The organism is Pseudomonas baetica, assembly GCF_019733355.1.
In the GTDB taxonomy this organism is placed as follows: Bacteria; Pseudomonadota; Gammaproteobacteria; order Pseudomonadales; family Pseudomonadaceae; genus Aquipseudomonas; species Aquipseudomonas baetica_A.
The window spans coordinates 24,090-40,168 of the sequence record NZ_JAIHLQ010000013.1 but is presented as its reverse complement, the minus strand read 5'-3'; the positions used below and the strand labels follow the sequence as shown (position 1 = coordinate 40,168).

Annotated in this window: 13 protein-coding genes and 1 riboswitch; of the genes, 8 read left to right on the top strand and 5 right to left on the bottom strand. The window is 59.7% G+C overall.

What is annotated here, in order from left to right:
- Positions 1–95 precede the first annotated feature (95 nt).
- The 5 genes from msbA (at position 96) to K5E40_RS13705 (ending at position 6,359) form a co-directional block, all read left to right on the top strand.
- Complete coding sequence (msbA, locus tag K5E40_RS13725; RefSeq protein ID WP_221731236.1) at positions 96–1,898, top strand: lipid A export permease/ATP-binding protein MsbA; 1,803 nt, start codon at positions 96–98, stop codon at positions 1,896–1,898.
- A gap of 433 nt (positions 1,899–2,331) precedes the next feature.
- Positions 2,332–3,753, top strand: a complete 1,422-nt coding sequence (hldE, locus tag K5E40_RS13720; protein ID WP_221731235.1) for a bifunctional D-glycero-beta-D-manno-heptose-7-phosphate kinase/D-glycero-beta-D-manno-heptose 1-phosphate adenylyltransferase HldE — start codon at positions 2,332–2,334, stop codon at positions 3,751–3,753.
- Positions 3,754–3,883: 130 nt separating this feature from the next.
- Positions 3,884–4,858 carry a glycosyltransferase gene (locus K5E40_RS13715; protein WP_221731234.1) on the top strand — a complete coding sequence of 325 codons (975 nt, stop codon included), beginning with the start codon at positions 3,884–3,886 and terminating at the stop codon, positions 4,856–4,858.
- Positions 4,859–5,545, top strand: a complete 687-nt coding sequence (locus K5E40_RS13710) for a hypothetical protein (RefSeq protein ID WP_221731233.1) — start codon at positions 4,859–4,861, stop codon at positions 5,543–5,545. It abuts the gene before it with no gap.
- Positions 5,546–5,558: 13 nt separating this feature from the next.
- Positions 5,559–6,359 carry a hypothetical protein gene (locus K5E40_RS13705; protein ID WP_221731232.1) on the top strand — a complete coding sequence of 267 codons (801 nt, stop codon included), beginning with the start codon at positions 5,559–5,561 and terminating at the stop codon, positions 6,357–6,359.
- 4 nt (positions 6,360–6,363) lie between these two features.
- Here the strand turns inward: K5E40_RS13705 and K5E40_RS13700 are convergent, their stop codons facing one another.
- The 4 genes from K5E40_RS13700 to K5E40_RS13685 all read right to left on the bottom strand — a co-directional run bounded on the left by K5E40_RS13700 (position 6,364) and on the right by K5E40_RS13685 (position 9,815).
- Entirely contained in the window at positions 6,364–7,329 is a 966-nt protein-coding gene (locus K5E40_RS13700) for a metal ABC transporter ATPase (RefSeq protein ID WP_221731231.1), read from the bottom strand.
- A gap of 31 nt (positions 7,330–7,360) precedes the next feature.
- Complete coding sequence (locus K5E40_RS13695; RefSeq protein ID WP_221731230.1) at positions 7,361–8,173, bottom strand: aldo/keto reductase; 813 nt, start codon at positions 8,171–8,173, stop codon at positions 7,361–7,363.
- A complete protein-coding gene (locus K5E40_RS13690; protein ID WP_221731229.1) occupies positions 8,170–9,345 on the bottom strand; it encodes an FAD-binding oxidoreductase in 1,176 nt (391 codons plus the stop codon). Before K5E40_RS13690 ends, K5E40_RS13695 begins: the two co-directional genes overlap by 4 nt.
- A 137-nt stretch (positions 9,346–9,482) precedes the next feature.
- The gene (locus tag K5E40_RS13685; protein WP_221731228.1) at positions 9,483–9,815 is read right to left on the bottom strand and encodes a multidrug efflux SMR transporter; all 333 of its coding nucleotides are present in this window, start codon (positions 9,813–9,815) and stop codon (positions 9,483–9,485) included.
- Between the two features lie 109 nt (positions 9,816–9,924).
- Between K5E40_RS13685 and K5E40_RS13680 the strand changes: the two genes are divergently transcribed.
- Positions 9,925–10,821, top strand: a complete 897-nt coding sequence (locus K5E40_RS13680; protein ID WP_221731227.1) for a LysR family transcriptional regulator — start codon at positions 9,925–9,927, stop codon at positions 10,819–10,821.
- Between the two features lie 11 nt (positions 10,822–10,832).
- Positions 10,833–12,107, top strand: a complete 1,275-nt coding sequence (gene waaA / locus K5E40_RS13675) for a lipid IV(A) 3-deoxy-D-manno-octulosonic acid transferase (protein WP_221731226.1) — start codon at positions 10,833–10,835, stop codon at positions 12,105–12,107.
- A 63-nt stretch (positions 12,108–12,170) separates the two neighbouring features.
- Here waaA and K5E40_RS13670 read toward each other — a convergent pair whose 3' ends face one another.
- Positions 12,171–13,604 carry a TolC family outer membrane protein gene (locus tag K5E40_RS13670; RefSeq protein WP_221731225.1) on the bottom strand — a complete coding sequence of 478 codons (1,434 nt, stop codon included), beginning with the start codon at positions 13,602–13,604 and terminating at the stop codon, positions 12,171–12,173.
- A 204-nt stretch (positions 13,605–13,808) separates the two neighbouring features.
- A riboswitch (TPP riboswitch) is annotated at positions 13,809–13,914 on the top strand.
- Positions 13,915–14,060: 146 nt separating this feature from the next.
- Between K5E40_RS13670 and thiC the strand changes: the two genes are divergently transcribed.
- Positions 14,061–15,950 (top strand): phosphomethylpyrimidine synthase ThiC, encoded by a 1,890-nt coding sequence (gene thiC, locus K5E40_RS13665; RefSeq protein ID WP_221731224.1) that lies wholly within the window; start codon positions 14,061–14,063, stop codon positions 15,948–15,950.
- Positions 15,951–16,079 lie beyond the last annotated feature (129 nt).

Genomic DNA, 16,079 nt, shown 5'->3' with positions numbered 1-16,079 from the left:
AAAAGATGCCTAACAATAACAGCCTTTCACCGATTGCCAGAACCCTTGAGAAGCTGTGCTAAAGTCTGCGTCCTTTTTATCGACTTTCGCGTGATATGACCGACTCCAGTCTCGCCGCAAGCCCTTCGAGCTTGAAAATCTACTTCCGCCTGCTCGGCTACGTCAGGCCGTACATCAGTTTGTTCCTGATCAGCATTGTCGGTTTTTTGATTTTCGCTTCGACGCAGCCGATGCTTGGCTACATCCTCAAGTATTTTGTTGACGGCCTGTCGAACCCGGAAGCGGTGCTGTTCCCCTCCGTGCCCTACCTGCGTGACCTGCAACTGCTGCAGGCTGTGCCGCTGCTGATCATCCTGATTGCTGCGTGGCAGGGTCTGGGTTCTTATCTGGGTAACTATTTTCTGGCCAAGGTATCCCTCGGCCTGGTGCATGACTTGCGGGTGCAGCTGTTCAATAACCTGCTGGTCCTGCCCAACCGCTATTTCGACAAGCATAACTCCGGTCATCTGATTTCGCGCATTACCTTCAACGTGACCATGGTCACAGGGGCGGCGACAGATGCGATCAAGGTCGTAATCCGTGAAGGCATGACAGTGATCTTCCTGTTTGTCTCCTTGATGTTCATGAACTGGAAGCTGACGTTGGTCATGGTCGCGATCCTGCCGCTCATCGCTCTGATGGTGCGCACCGCGAGCAAAAAATTCCGCAAGCAGAGCAAGAAGATCCAACTGGCCATGGGCGACGTTACCCACGTGGCCTCGGAAACCATCCAGGGCTATCGTGTCGTGCGCAGCTTCGGCGGCGAGGTCTACGAACAGAAGCGCTTCTTCAATGCCAGCCAGGGCAACACCGACAAGCAACTGCGCATGACCCGCACCGGTGCGATCTATACGCCGTTGCTGCAACTGGTGATCTACAGCGCCATGGCTGTGTTGATGTTCCTGGTGCTGTTCCTGCGCGGTGACGCGTCGGCCGGTGACATGGTCGCCTATATCACTCTGGCCGGCCTGTTGCCCAAGCCCATCCGTCAGTTGTCGGAAGTCAGTTCAACAATTCAGAAAGGCGTGGCCGGTGCCGAAAGCATTTTCGAGCAACTGGACGTCAAGCCTGAAACCGACACTGGTACGGTCGAGCGCGATTCGGTGACCGGTCGTCTTGATGTGCGTAACCTGAGCTTCACCTACCCGGATACTGAACGTCAGGTGCTCGATGACATCAGCTTTTCGGTCGAGCCCGGGCAGATGGTGGCGCTTGTCGGCCGTTCGGGCAGCGGCAAGTCAACGCTGGCCAATCTGATTCCGCGTTTCTATCACCACGACAAGGGCGAAATCCTTATCGACGGTGTGGAAGTCGAGCAGTACAAACTGCTTAACCTGCGCCGTCATATCGCCCAAGTGACCCAGCACGTGACCTTGTTCAGCGACACCGTGGCCAACAACATCGCTTATGGCGATCTGGTTGGCGCACCGCGTGAAGACATCGAGAAGGCTGCGCATGACGCATACGCGATGGACTTCATTTCGCAACTGCCTGAAGGCCTGGACACCCAAGTCGGCGAGAACGGGGTATTGCTTTCCGGTGGCCAGCGCCAGCGCCTGGCGATTGCCCGTGCATTGCTCAAGAACGCACCATTGCTGATTCTCGATGAGGCCACCTCGGCTCTCGACACGGAATCCGAGCGGCACATTCAAGCGGCGCTGGATCAGGTCATGAAGGGCCGCACCACGTTAGTGATTGCTCACCGTTTATCGACCATCGAAAAAGCCGATCTGATTCTGGTCATGGATCAGGGGCGGATCGTCGAGCGCGGTACTCACGATGAACTATTGGCGCAAAACGGTTATTACGCGCGTCTGAACGCGATGGGGCTCGACGCCCCGGCCGAAGACATCGCCTGACTCAGCGTTCCTGTTCGTTCATTGATGTGCCCAAATGCGCTTGCAGGCGCGTAGGCGTCGCGGTGTTCAAAAGCTGGCGCCCGTCGTACGGGTACGAAGATCAATTCCAGGCGCAGTTTGCCGTGGCGTTCAGGTTTTCCTCGTCGGCCCGAGAATTCTGCTCCTGTGGACCAAGCGCTGGGTTCGGCGGGCTTATCAGCGTGATTACGAACTGCTCGCTTATGGGTGAAGCACTGTCTGTACCGCTGCTGTCGAGTGTCGGATCGATACCGAAAATCTCGAGTTGTCCGAGGCAGGCCGGCAATTCGCCGCCCATTTGCTCAAAAAACAAGCAAAGGCAATAGCTGTTTCATCCTGTTGCAGCCCGCACACAAGCCTGCGCCAACCCTGTGTTAATATCGCGCCCCTGTTCATTTTGTATGTGGGTTGCTCCATGAAGTTGTCCATGCCGCGATTCGATCAAGCCCCAGTCTTGGTGGTCGGTGATGTCATGCTCGACCGTTACTGGCATGGCGGAACCTCACGGATTTCCCCTGAGGCTCCGGTGCCGGTCGTTAAAGTCGAGCAAATCGAAGATCGTCCGGGCGGTGCCGCCAACGTTGCCTTGAACATTGCCGCGCTGGGTGCGCCGGCGTCCCTGGTCGGTGTGACCGGTGACGACGAAGCCGCCGACAGCCTGAGCAACAGTCTCAAGGGCGCGGGCGTACGTGCCTTGTTCCAGCGCATTGCGCACCAGCCAACCATCGTCAAGCTGCGGGTGATGAGCCGGCACCAGCAACTGCTGCGTATCGACTTCGAAGAACCGTTCGCCACTGACGCACTTGCCCTTGGCTCGCAGGTCGATGACTTGCTTGAAGGCATCAAAGTGCTGGTGTTGTCCGACTACGGCAAAGGTGCATTGAGAAACCATCAGGCCCTGATCCAGGCGGCACGCGCCAAAAACATCCCGGTGCTGGCCGACCCGAAAGGCAAGGACTTCTCGATCTATCGTGGCGCCAGTCTGATTACCCCGAACCTCAGTGAATTCGAAGCCATCGTCGGCGGTTGTGTCGATGAGCACGAACTCGTCAGCAAGGGTGCGACGCTGATGCACGACCTGGAACTCGGCGCCTTGCTGGTAACACGGGGCGAGCACGGCATGACGTTGCTACGCCCTGATCAGCCAGCGCTGCACCTGCCTGCCCGGGCCCGTGAGGTATTCGATGTGACCGGTGCCGGTGATACTGTGATTTCCACCCTCGCGGCAGCCATCGCCGCCGGCGAAGATCTGCCCCACGCGGTGGCTTTGGCCAACCTGGCAGCGGGCATTGTCGTTGGCAAACTTGGTACGGCGGCCATCAGCGCCCCGGAATTGCGGCGCGCGATTCAGCGTGAAGAGGGGTCCGAACGCGGCGTGTTAGGTCTTGAGCAGTTGCTGCTCGCAGTGGCCGATGCACGGGCGCATAACGAAAAGATCGTGTTCACCAATGGCTGCTTCGACATTCTGCATGCCGGTCACGTGACCTATCTGGAACAGGCGCGGGCCCAAGGCGATCGACTGATCGTCGCAGTCAACGACGATGCTTCGGTCAGTCGCCTGAAGGGGCCGGGTCGCCCGATCAACAGTGTCGATCGGCGCATGGCCGTGCTGGCTGGTCTTGGGGCGGTGGACTGGGTGATCAGCTTCCCTGAAGGCACGCCGGAAAACCTGCTACGCGAAGTCAAACCGGATGTGCTGGTCAAGGGGGGCGATTACGGGATCGACCAAGTGGTCGGCGCGGACATCGTGACGGCATATGGCGGCACCGTGAAAGTGCTGGGGCTCGTGGAAAACAGCTCGACAACGGCGATTGTCGAAAAAATCCGCAGTCGCTGATCAGATGAATTTTTGCCGTTGTGTACTGCGTGTGAACGGATTTTGCCTTGGGGATCGAGCCGTTTCCGATGATGTTGGCAAAGTTGAGTTCGCTGCGCTTGCCCGCTTACGTCGCGTGGTCAATTAACTTATGAAAGTCATGCTCCTGGTGATGGACGAGCAGCGGGTCATTCTCGACCGGCTCTACGACATCGTTCAGCAGAATTGTGATGAGTGTTTCATCTATCGTTTGAGCAAGCAGCAACAGATGAACCTGGGGCCGTTTCTGGCCTCGGTTGATTATCAAACCTTCGATCGTGTGGTGATCTTCTCCCGGGTCAAGCGCCTGACCAGGCAATTGCGGGTGCTCAAGTGCATTCCCGGGTTGATCTTTCTCGAACACGACGCGTACCAGAACTACATGCCTGCCAGTAAATACCGTGGCGTGTATTCGCGTCTCTATCGTCGTCTTCCGAGTTGTCGGGCGTTGGTGTCCGGTGCCGTGGTTGCCCGCAAAATGCTGGCTGAAGGCATTGATACAGCGTTCGTTTCAAAGGGTTACGACGAACAGATGCTGCACAACACCGGTGTCGAGCGGGACATTCCCATCGGCTTTCTCGGTAGCCTGAAAAGTACCGAGTATGCCCAGCGCAAAGCGCTGCTCGAGTCGTTGGCGCAGCGTACCGGCATGCTGGTGACCCGGACCGAATCGGGCTCGGAGTATCTGGAAACGCTCAATCGCATCAAGATTTTTGTCAGCGCCGACATCGGCATGAACGAATTCATGATCAAGAACTTTGAAGCCATGGCCTGCGGTTGCGTATTGCTGGCCTGGAGTCAGGGCGAAGAAGACCAGTTGCTCGGCTTCGAAGATATGCACAACACGGTGTTTTATCGCAGCGAAGCGCAAGCACTGGAAAAGATCAAACTGCTGCAGGACGACCCGGAGTTGGCGCAACGTATCGCCAGCAATGGACAGGTGTTCGCACAAAGTCGCTATTCCTTTGCCCGTGTGGGTCAGACGTTGGCTGCTGAAATCCAGCGCGAGATGCGCCCATGGCAATCGCCTTCGGCGCTCACGCGGTTCTGGGTGAAGTTACGTTACGGGATGAAGGTGCCGTTCTGAATGATGGACGAACACATGGCGCTGGACGCGCTACCCGGCGGTGACCAGTCTGTTCTGGACGCCTTGCCTGAGCCTTTGCGCGAGTGCTTGGGCCGTGCCGCTCGTGTCGTACTGATCGCCAACAATCCGGCTATTACTGTGGCGGATTTTCAGGCGCTTAACCTTGGCGTCGACGATGTCGTGGTCAGCTTCAATACCTGCATCAAGGCTCCGCTGCTCGACTCGCGGAGCGTGAATGTCTTCGTGCACGGGTACAACGCACCGGATGCGTATTTTTTCGGCCTTCCCTACGGGCCGGATGTGCAGCGGCTGTTCGAGCAGGCAAGTGAGCGCTGTTTCACCTTGCTGGTGGGCTGCGCCGCGCCGATGTGTCCGTTGCCGCGGGTAGCCATGTACTGGGATCGCATCCCCTTGCCGCCGCTATGGCACTATCCGGTCGATCGTCCGGGAGGCAAGCGTTACGTGGGGCCCTCCACGGGTTTCAACACGCTGGTGCTGTTCGATTGGTTGCGCGGCCATACCGGTTATACCTATCAGCTCATGGCCCTGGGTTTTTCCAACGAGGCCGGAAAATTGTGGGGTGGCCATGCCTGGGATTATGAGCGGGACTGGCTACGGGCGTCGGACGTCTTCGTGGTCCCTCTGCAGCCACGTCGCTGGTGGCAAAAGCTGCTTCGCCAAAAATAAAAGGTGCTGTTGAGTGTTGAAAATTGCCGTGGCTTTTTTCGGGATCCCGAGAAACTCGCAAATTTGCTTTCCTTCCATCGAGCAGAACGTACTGGCGCAGTTGCCTGTTGGCAGCGACGTAAAGTGCTTTTATCACCTGTACAAAATCGATGAAGTGCAGAACACGCGATCTGGCGAGAAAGGCGAACTGGCGGCTGACAACTATCAGCCGTTCGAGACGATGACGGGAGCGCTGACTTCCACTGAAGACGTGTTGGAGCGTTGGGATTTCGAGCAGGTCAAAGCACAGGGCGATACCTGGGCTGATGACTATGCATCGCTGCGCAACCTGATCTTTCAGCTCAACTCACTGCACACTGTCACTACGATGATCGAATCCTTCAGTCCGGATTTCGTTGTCTTCGTGCGACCAGACAATTTTTTCCACAACCCGCTTCCCGCCTATGTGTTCAATCACCAGGAAGCCAGGCGGCACAATGCCTACATTCCTGACTGGCAGTGGTGGGGCGGGCTGAATGATCGATTTGCCATTTGTGGGCGCGATACCTACGTCGCGTATGGCAAACGGATCGAGCGCATCTTCGACTTCTGCCGCGCGACGGGAAGAAAGCTGCACTCCGAGCGCCTGCTCAAATATGCATTGCAGCAGGCGGGCACCAAGATTTGTACGCTACCGACCCAGGCCTCCCGAGTTCGGATCACCGGCGCCTTTGCCGAAGAATCGTTTTCGGCCAAGCGCGGCATGGGCAAGCGCGAAAATCGTTACTTCCATTTCTTCGCAACACTGCGCACATGGATGGATCGTCGTCGCTAGTTGGCTATTTGCTCGCGCGTTTCTTGCCGATACCCACCAGACGCAGAGCCTTGAGACTCAATTGCTTGAGTCCTGGGCGAGGGGGCTCTGCCGGTTGCAGTCCCTGCTGCACGAGCCAGTCTTTCCAGCGAATCCGCTCTTCGCGCACGACCCACCCTTCCTGGCTCGCAAAGCTCTCGGCCAGGTAGAGTCCGCGGGTGCTGGCCGGCATGAGTTTGTCGCGCTTGAGGGTGTACAACTCGGCCACTGGCGCGCCGTCCTTGAGCGGCATCAAGTACAGATCCGGGCGTTTGCGGTCGAGCCGCGCCACCAGTTGATCACCCTCCAAACGCTCATCGACGTGGAACAGGCTCAGGGATTTGGCTTCCTTGGGCACCTCCAGCCGCAGGTCATAGATCAATTGCAGCGACGCGGTTGGCAAATGCACATACGCCCGCGGACGTTCCAGCAATTGCAGATTGGCGCAACGAATAGGCCGCGCCGAGCCGGACAGCGGCGTCAGGCGAAACGGCAGGGCCTCGCGATAATGCAGCGCGGCTGAGTAGGGCGCCGGCAGCCACGTATCGTTGAAGCGCCCGCCGAGCCAGCCTTCCGGGGTTTCCAGCAGACACTCTTCGGCGATCTCTTGAATGGCGGTGTGCAGCGGGATGTTCAGTTCGTGGGCCGGCACGTAACCGGAAATCAACTTGAGCACCACGTCGCCGCGATCCTGGCGCCGCTGACGCACCAATACCCAATAGTCGCGACCCTGCCAATGCAGGGTCAGTCGCACCGACACCCCGAGGTTCGCCAGTTCCAGTGAGAAGCGCTCGGTGTCGGCCACGCTGACCGGTTTGCGCCGCTGCAAGGTCTGGGTGAAATTCAGCGGCATACCGACGCTCTGATACGTCAGGCCTTCGGGCGTTGCTTCGACGAACAGTGGCAGCGTCTTGAAGTTGCTCGGGTTCTTTCTGATGAGCGTGCGCGCCATATCGGCTCCTGCTTAAGGCCGCGAAGCGGCGTCAATGACCACGAAGGACTTGGGCAACGGTCGCAACGTTATGGGCGAGGTGCAGCGGATTGATCGTCCCGACAATAGCACTGGCTACGCCAGGCTGGGCAAACAGCAACTCGAAGCTGGCCTGCACCGGATCCACGCCCGGGCTCAGGCAAACGTGACCGCTGGCCAAGGCTTTTTTCACCAGGATGGCCTTGCCGTGAGCAGCAGCATAGTCAATGACAGCCTTCTCGTTTTGTTCGTTCAGATTGTAGGTGACCATCGCGCAGTCGCCTTGCTCCAGTGCTTTCAACCCGCCTTCGACGGTTTTGCCGGAGAAACCGAAGCCGCGGATCTTGCCTTCAGCCTTGAGCGCCGCGAGCGTGGCGTAAACCTCTTCGTGGTCAAGGATGGCGATGTCGTTGCCATCGGAATGCACCAGCACCAGATCGATGAAATCGGTTTCCAGACGTTGCAGGCTGCGCTCCACCGACATCCGGGTGTGCGCTGCGCTGAAGTCGTGGCGGGACTCGCCGTTGGCGAACTCTTCACCAACCTTGCTGACGATCACCCAGTCCTGACGCTGACCACGCAACAGTGGGCCGAGGCGTTCTTCGCTGCGCCCATAGGCCGGGGCGGTGTCGATCAGATTGATGCCCATGTCCCGAGAAAGTTTGAGCAGCCTGCGCGCGTCGTCGTCGTCGGGAATCTGGAAGCCGTTGGGGTATTTCACGCCTTGATCACGGCCGAGTTTGACGGTGCCCAGGCCCAACGGCGAAACCATCAGGCCCGTGCTGCCCAATGGGCGGAGCAAGTCGTGCAGGGTTGCAATCGTCATGGCAGCAGTTGCTCCCAGGCCGGAACGCCCATGAGTGGTTTCGGCAGCGGCGGTAATGGCTCGGCGGCTTGCGGCTGGATACCGTCGCGTTGCAGCGAAGCGATCACGCGATCAGCGAAGTCCGGTGCGAGCGCCAGTTTGGTGGGCCAGCCGACCAACAGGCGCCCCTCTTCGGCGAGGAAGGCGTTGTCCGGGCGCGTCAGGCCGGTTTGCAGCGGTTCGGCACGGTCGACGCGCAAGGTCGCCCATTGCGTGGTGCTGAGGTCGATCCACGGCAACAACTGAGCGATTTCTTTTTGCGCCGTGGCGATCTGCTCGGCAGGTTCTCGAGCCACGCCTTCGCTTTCGGCGATGTCGCCGCCCATGTACCAGACCCACTGACCGTCTGCGGCCGGATGGGTTGTCACGGTGATGCGCGGTTTGGTGCCACCGCCCAGGCAGTGGGCGTACAGCGGTTTCAGACCCGGACCTTTGGCGATGATCATGTGCAGCGGACGGCGTTGCATGGCCGGTTGGCTTAGGCCCAGAGCTGTGAGCAGTTCAGCGGTACCGGCGCCGGCACTGAGGACGATGCGCTGGGCGCGGATTTCGCGACCGTCGACGTTCAGGCCGACCAGCACGCCCGCTTCGAGCAGAGGCTCGATGGTGCGTCCGGCCAATAGGCCATCGCCGGCCAGATCGGCCAGACGCTGGATCAGGCCCGGCACATCCACCACCAGTTCGGCGAGACGATAGACCTTGCCCTTGAAACGCTTGTCTTGCAGGGCAGGAGGCAGTTGTTCGCCTTTGACCTGATCGACACGGCCGCGCACGGCTTTGCTGGCGAAGAAACTGGTGAGGTTGCCGGCGAGGGTGCCGGGCGACCATAGGTAGTGAGCTTCGGACAGCAAGCGCACGCCAGACAGATCCAGCTCGCCGTTACCCGCCAGCGCTTCACGCCAGCGCCGTGGCATATCGGCGATGGCTTCCGAGGCGCCGGTCAGCGCACCGTGCAGCGCGTACTTGGCGCCGCCGTGGATGATGCCTTGGGATTTCAGACTCTGCCCGCCACCGAGGCTGGCGCTTTCCACCAGCACGGTCGAAAAACCCTGACGACGCAGGCGTGCATTCAGCCAGAGGCCGGCGACACCTGCGCCGACAATCAGAACGTCGGTGGAAATAACGGATGGCATGCAGCGACCTCAGTGTTCAAGACGAGGGCGCAGTATACAGACTCGGGAAAGAGCGGGATTTGTCGATGATCAACAGGGCTGACGCAAAACCAATGTGGGAGCGAGCCTGCTCGCTCCCACAGGGATTGAGGTTGGCGTTAATGGCCGGCGGTTTTCGAGAAGAGCTGGATGACGACGACACCCAGGACAATCAACGCCATCCCCAGCATCGCCGGCAGATCCAGCTTCTGCCCGTAAACGAACAGCGCCGCGACACTGACCATGACGATCCCCATTCCGGCCCAAACGGCGTAAGCGACACCCACCGGCACCGTTCGCACCACCAGCGTCAGCATCCAGAAAGCGATGCTGTAGCCAACAATCACCAGAATCAGTGGCAGGGGTGTGCTGATGCCTTTGACCGCCTTCATCGAAACGGTGGCTATCACTTCGGCGCAAATGGCGATGGCCAGGTAGACGTAGGCGTTCATGGTTCAAATCCTCATGGAAAATGTTGCTTGCTGAGGCGGCATTCTAGTGACTCCTCAGATGGGGTAAAGTCATTACCTATCTGTTCTAGAGATAGGTTGGTGGATCAGCATGCAGTGGAATCTCGATCAGTTGCGGGTGTTTGTCGACGTCGCTGAGCAGCGCTCGTTCTCCGCCGTAGCGCGGCGGCAACGCAAGGCGCAGTCAGCCATCAGCAGCGCGATTGCGATGCTGGAGGACGACTTGGGGGTCAGCCTGTTCCAGCGTAGCAGCGGGCGTCAACCCAGCCTCACCGAAGCGGGTGAGGCGCTGCTTGAAGAGGCGCGGGAAGTGTTGCGGCAATGCGAGCGCCTTAATGGTCGGGCCATGGCGATGATGCGCGGCCAGGAGGCGCAATTACGCGTGGCTCAGGATGAGGCGATGCCGTACCAGGCGCTGGTGGAGAGTTTCGGCGCGTTGGCCGAGCATTTCCCCAGCCTGGAAGTGCAACTGACCAGCGCCGCCCAAGGCGAAGTGGCGCGCAAACTGGTGGAGCACCGCGCCGATCTCGGGTTGCTGTTCTATCACGATGAAATCCCCGAGGCACTGGAACGTCGGGTACTGGGGCGCGTGGAGATGGTCACCGTCTGCGGAATCAATCATCCCTTGGCGGCGCAGTCCTACGTCACCTGCCAGCAAATGGCGCAACATCGGCAACTGTTGATGTCGACGCAAAACAGTGTTTACCCCGGCAACGATCCGGCCAGCCCGCAGGTGTGGCGCGCCGACAGCTTCTATGTAATGGCCGAGTGGCTGGTGCGCGACCTGGGCTGGGCGTGGTTGCCACGGCATGTCGTGCAGTATTCGGCCTATCAGGGCTTGATGGTCGAGCTCGACAGCGAATGGACGCCGCCGGCGCTGGTGGTCGAGTTGGTCTGGCGCCGCGACGAGCCGCTTGGCCCGGCCGCGCGCTGGCTGGCAGAGCGTTTTGCCGTGCACTTGCGGGCCATCGACGACAAAAGCCGATAAACTCCGCCGCCATGAATAGAACTCTCTACACCGCGCTGTTTTACCTGGGGCTGCCATTGGTGGCGATTCGGCTATGGCTGCGGGCGCGAAAAGCACCGGCGTATGCCAAACGGATTGGCGAACGTTTCTCCTATGGCATGCCGGCGTTGCAACCCGGTGGCATCTGGGTGCATGCGGTGTCGGTGGGCGAAAGCATTGCGGCGGCGCCGATGATTCGCGCCTTGCTGCAACGTTATCCACAGTTGCCGATGACCGTGACCTGCATGACGCCGACCGGCTCGGAGCGAATTCAGGCCCTGTTCGCCAACGAACCGCGCATCCAGCATTGCTACCTGCCGTATGACTTGCCGTGTGCCGCAGCGCGTTTTCTGGAGCGTGCGCAGCCGAAGCTGGCGGTGATCATGGAAACCGAGCTCTGGCCCAACCACATTCATCAGTGCGCCAAACGCGGCATTCCAGTGGCGTTGGCCAATGGGCGATTGTCTGAACGTTCGGCCCGGGGTTATGGCCGCTTCAGCAAGCTGACCGCGCCAATGCTCGCCGAGATGAGTTTTTTTGCCGTGCAGACCGAAGCGGAAGCCCAGCGCTTCCGTGATCTGGGCGCGCGTCCTGAAACGGTCGAAGTGACGGGGTCGATCAAGTTCGACCTGACCATCGACCCGCAACTGCTGCAGCGCGCTGCCGAATTGCGCGGCCAGTGGCAAGCGCTGGAACGTCCGGTGTGGATCGCCGCCAGCACTCACGAAGGCGAAGACGAAGTGGTGCTCAACGCCCATCGTCAGTTACTGGCCAGCTATCCGAATGCACTGTTGATTCTGGTGCCGCGTCATCCGGAGCGTTTCAACTCGGTGCTTGAACTGTGCCAGCGCGAAGGCTTCGCCACGGTGCGCCGCTCCACCGACGCTAACGTCGCGGCTGAAACATCGGTGCTGCTCGGCGACACCATGGGCGAGTTGCTGTTTCTCTATGCCTTGGCCGACAGCGCATTTGTCGGCGGCAGCCTGGTGCCGAACGGTGGGCACAACCTGCTGGAACCGGCCGCATTGGCGAAACCTGTAATCAGCGGCCCGCACCTGTTCAACTTCCTCGACATCGCCGCGCAGATGCGTGAAGCCGGCGCGTTGGTTGAGGTGGATGATGCCGAAGGGCTGGCAGTGGAAGTGCGGCGCTTGTTCGAACTGCCGCGCGATGCGCAGCGCATGGCTGAGGCGGGGCTGAATGTGATGCGCCGCAATCAGGGGGCGTTGCAGCGTTTGTTGGATGGGTTGGGGCGCTTGATCAAGTAACCCTACACAAAAAAAGATCGCCGCCTGCGACAGCTCACGTCGCAGGCTGTGATCTTTTGTTTTTTAAGGCCGCGCCTTGAGCTGCGCCTCAGCAGCCTTGGCCAGATCCGGCGGCAAGAAGTCCTTGTCCGGGTTGTAGTCGGCTTTCAGATAGCGCGTCAGATCCTGCAAGTCACCCGGGTTCAACGTGCCTGCTGCCTGCTTCAAGCGCAGGTTGTCGAGGATGTAGTCGTAGCGGGTGTTGTTGTAGTTGCGCACCGAGGTGTACAGCTGACGCTGGGCATCGAGCACATCGACGATATTGCGTGTACCCACCTGATAGCCGATTTCCGTGGCTTCCACCGCGCTCTGGTTGGAGATGATCGACTGGCGGCGCGCCTGTACCTGCTCGACATCGGTGTTCACCGCACGGTGCAGGTTGCGAGTGTTCTCGACGACTTGCCGGCGCAGGGATTCGCGCTGCTGTTCGCTCTGATTCAGTTGCTCGTAAGACTGGCGCACTTGCGAGCTGGTCAGCCCGCCGCTGTAGATCGGGATGTTCAGTTGCAGCCCCAGCGTGCTCTGTTCGACGTTGCCACGGTACTGCGTGCCGAAGGCGTTCGGATTGGAGAACCCGAGGGCGTCGTTGTCACCTTTTTCGTATTTGGCCACGGCGTCGAGGGTCGGCAAGTGACCGGCCTTGCGTTGCTTCAGGGTCTGTTCGGCGGAGCTGACGGCGTAGTTGCTGGCCAGCAGATTAAGGTTCTGTTTCGCTGCCGTGTCGACCCAGGCCTTGGCGTCGTTTGGCGCTGGCGGCAGGATCGGCAGCGTGTGGACGATGCCCTGAATCGAGTTGTACTGACGGTTGGTCAGGGTGATCAGCGCTTCGAATGCATCATCGACCTGACGCTGGGCGACGATCCGGTTGGCCCGTGCGGTGTCGTAGCTGGCCTGCGATTGCAGCACGTCCGTCTTGTCCGACAGGCCAACATCGAAGCGCTCGTTGGACTGGTCGAGTTGGCGCTTGAACGCCGCTTCTTCCGCTTTGGTCGAGGCCAGGTTGTCCTGGCTGCGCAGCACGTTGAAGTAGCTTTCGGCCGATTGAAGGATCAGGTTTTGCTCAGTGGCAGACAGTTGCAGCGCCGCCTGTTCGTTGACGTCTTTGGCGGCCTGGTACTGGAACCAGCGATCAGCGCGGAACAATGGCTGGGCCAGGGTCGCCTGATAGGAATGGGCACTGCGGCTGGCGGTGGCCGAAGGCTGGTCGATCGAGGTGCGCACGTTGGCGACTTCTGCCCCACCGGACAGGTTCGGCAGCAGCCCGGCGCGGGCCTGCGGTACGACTTCTTTCTGTGCACCGTACTGGGCGCGAGCGGCGGCGAGGTCGGCATTGTTGTCGACCGCTTCCTGATAGACGCTGACCAGATCGGTTTTGGTCGACAAGGGCGCTTCTGCTGCCCAGGCCATTGCGTTGGACGCACAAGACACGGCAAGAGCCAGTGAAAGTTTGCGCAGCATGAGGCGATCCCTAGCAAATATTATGGAAATAATCCGGGCGCCAAAGGTAAGGCGCGGCCCATGCAGCGTCAAGGCGCAGCATGGCGTAGCGAGTGTAGTTGGGCATTGGGGCTGCAACAATCCTGCAAGCACCGGCAATTGCGCCATTCATCATGGTGTTTGCCGCGGTGTTGGCGTTCTTTGCCGCTTGTGTCTAGACTGGCCGGGTTCTTGTCGGGGTGCCTTGCTATGAGGCTGAGATCGAATAATTTCGGATCCCGTTGAACCTGATCAGGTTAGCGCCTGCGTAGGGAACAAGATTTCTCGTCACCCGGCGAGTCCTCTTGTGCTTCGTCCGGGATATTGTTCGACAATCGAACGCTCGACGACGATGCACAGCACCGGTCCTGGTGCGTCCGTGCCTTTCAGGTTCTGCTCCGACAATCCACTGCCTGGATGCTGTCTGGAGAGCCCGTGATGACGACAAAATCAAAAAACGCGATCAACCTGAGTGACTCGGCCAAGGTCGACGAGCAATCGGTCAAACCGTTCACCCGTTCGCAAAAAGTCTACGTTCAGGGCTCACGCCCGGACATCCTCGTGCCCATGCGCGAAATCACCCTCGATGTGACCCCGACCGACTTCGGCGGCGAGATCAATGCGCCGGTCACCGTTTACGATACTTCGGGTCCGTACACCGACCCGAACGTGGTGATCGACGTGCGTAAAGGTTTGGGCGATGTGCGTTCGGCCTGGATCGACGACCGTGGCGACACCGAGCGTCTGGCCAGTCTGAGTTCGAACTTCGGTCGCGAGCGCCTCGCTGATCCTGAGTTGACCAAGCTGCGTTTCGCCCACGTCAACAACCCGCGTCGCGCCAAGGCCGGCGGCAATGTCACCCAGATGCACTACGCGCGCAAAGGCATCATCACGCCCGAGATGGAATTCGTCGCCATCCGCGAAAACATGAAACTCGAAGTCGCGCGTGCGGCCGGTTTGCTCGATCAGCAACACGCCGGCCATAGCTTTGGCGCCAGTGTGCCGAAAATCATCACGCCCGAGTTTGTCCGTGAAGAGATCGCCCGCGGCCGCGCGATCATTCCGGCCAACATCAACCACACCGAACTGGAACCGATGATCATCGGCCGTAACTTCCTGGTGAAGATCAACGGCAACATCGGCAACAGCGCCCTGGGTTCGTCCATCGAAGAAGAAGTGGCGAAACTGACTTGGGGTATTCGCTGGGGCGCGGACAACATCATGGACTTGTCCACCGGCAAACATATTCACGAAACCCGCGAGTGGATCATCCGTAATTCGCCCGTGCCGATTGGTACCGTGCCGATCTATCAGGCCTTGGAAAAAGTGGGCGGCGCGGCCGAAGACCTGACCTGGGAGCTGTTTCGCGACACACTGATCGAGCAGGCCGAGCAGGGGGTCGACTACTTCACCATTCACGCCGGTGTCCTGCTGCGTTATGTGCCACTGACCGCCAAGCGCGTCACCGGCATCGTCTCCCGTGGCGGTTCGATCATGGCCAAGTGGTGCCTGGCGCATCACAAGGAAAACTTCGCCTACACGCATTTCGAAGAAATCTGCGAAATCATGAAGGCCTACGACGTCAGCTTCTCGCTCGGCGATGGCCTGCGTCCGGGCTCGATTGCCGACGCCAACGACGCAGCGCAGTTCGGTGAGCTGGAAACCCTCGGCGAATTGACCAAAATCGCCTGGAAGCACGACGTGCAAACCATGATCGAAGGCCCTGGCCACGTGCCGATGCAGTTGATCAAAGAGAACATGGACAAGCAGCTCGAGTGCTGCGACGAGGCACCGTTCTACACCCTCGGCCCGCTGACCACCGACATCGCGCCGGGCTACGACCACATCACCTCGGGCATCGGTGCGGCGATGATCGGCTGGTTCGGTTGCGCGATGCTGTGCTACGTGACGCCGAAAGAGCACTTGGGCTTGCCGAACAAGGATGACGTGAAGACCGGGATCATCACCTACAAGATCGCCGCGCATGCCGCCGACCTTGCCAAGGGGCACCCGGGCGCGCAGATCCGCGACAACGCTCTGAGCAAGGCGCGTTTCGAATTCCGTTGGGAAGACCAGTTCAACCTCGGTCTGGACCCGGACACCGCCCGTTCGTATCACGATGAAACGCTGCCGAAGGACTCGGCGAAGGTCGCGCACTTCTGCTCGATGTGCGGGCCGAAATTCTGCTCGATGAAGATCACTCAGGAAGTCCGTGAGTACGCGGCCAACCAGCGTATCGAAGCGGTCGACGTGGACGTCGCCCGAGGCCTGGCGGAACAGGCCGAGCGGTTCAAAAAGGAAGGCAGTCAGCTGTACAAGAAGGTTTGATCTGACCTGAGAAGGTGGGGCCTGCAAGGGCCCCTTCGCGAGCAGGCTCGCTCCCACATTGGAATGCATTCTCCTGTGGGAGCGAGCCTGCTCGCGAATGCGGTCAACACAACAACAAATGTCCCTCTG

Excerpts from the sequence above, each read along its gene's own strand:
- K5E40_RS13670 (WP_221731225.1), bottom strand. The coding sequence starts at position 13,604 with ATGCTGCGCAAACTTTCACTGGCTCTTGCCGTGTCTTGTGCGTCCAAC.
- K5E40_RS13680 (WP_221731227.1), top strand. The coding sequence starts at position 9,925 with ATGCAGTGGAATCTCGATCAGTTGCGGGTGTTTGTCGACGTCGCTGAG.
- K5E40_RS13685 (WP_221731228.1), bottom strand. The coding sequence starts at position 9,815 with ATGAACGCCTACGTCTACCTGGCCATCGCCATTTGCGCCGAAGTGATA.
- msbA (WP_221731236.1), top strand. The coding sequence starts at position 96 with ATGACCGACTCCAGTCTCGCCGCAAGCCCTTCGAGCTTGAAAATCTAC.
- K5E40_RS13710 (WP_221731233.1), top strand. The coding sequence starts at position 4,859 with ATGATGGACGAACACATGGCGCTGGACGCGCTACCCGGCGGTGACCAG.
- thiC (WP_221731224.1), top strand. The coding sequence starts at position 14,061 with ATGACGACAAAATCAAAAAACGCGATCAACCTGAGTGACTCGGCCAAG.
- K5E40_RS13700 (WP_221731231.1), bottom strand. The coding sequence starts at position 7,329 with ATGGCGCGCACGCTCATCAGAAAGAACCCGAGCAACTTCAAGACGCTG.
- hldE (WP_221731235.1), top strand. The coding sequence starts at position 2,332 with ATGAAGTTGTCCATGCCGCGATTCGATCAAGCCCCAGTCTTGGTGGTC.
- K5E40_RS13695 (WP_221731230.1), bottom strand. The coding sequence starts at position 8,173 with ATGACGATTGCAACCCTGCACGACTTGCTCCGCCCATTGGGCAGCACG.
- K5E40_RS13715 (WP_221731234.1), top strand. The coding sequence starts at position 3,884 with ATGAAAGTCATGCTCCTGGTGATGGACGAGCAGCGGGTCATTCTCGAC.
- K5E40_RS13690 (WP_221731229.1), bottom strand. The coding sequence starts at position 9,345 with ATGCCATCCGTTATTTCCACCGACGTTCTGATTGTCGGCGCAGGTGTC.
- waaA (WP_221731226.1), top strand. The coding sequence starts at position 10,833 with ATGAATAGAACTCTCTACACCGCGCTGTTTTACCTGGGGCTGCCATTG.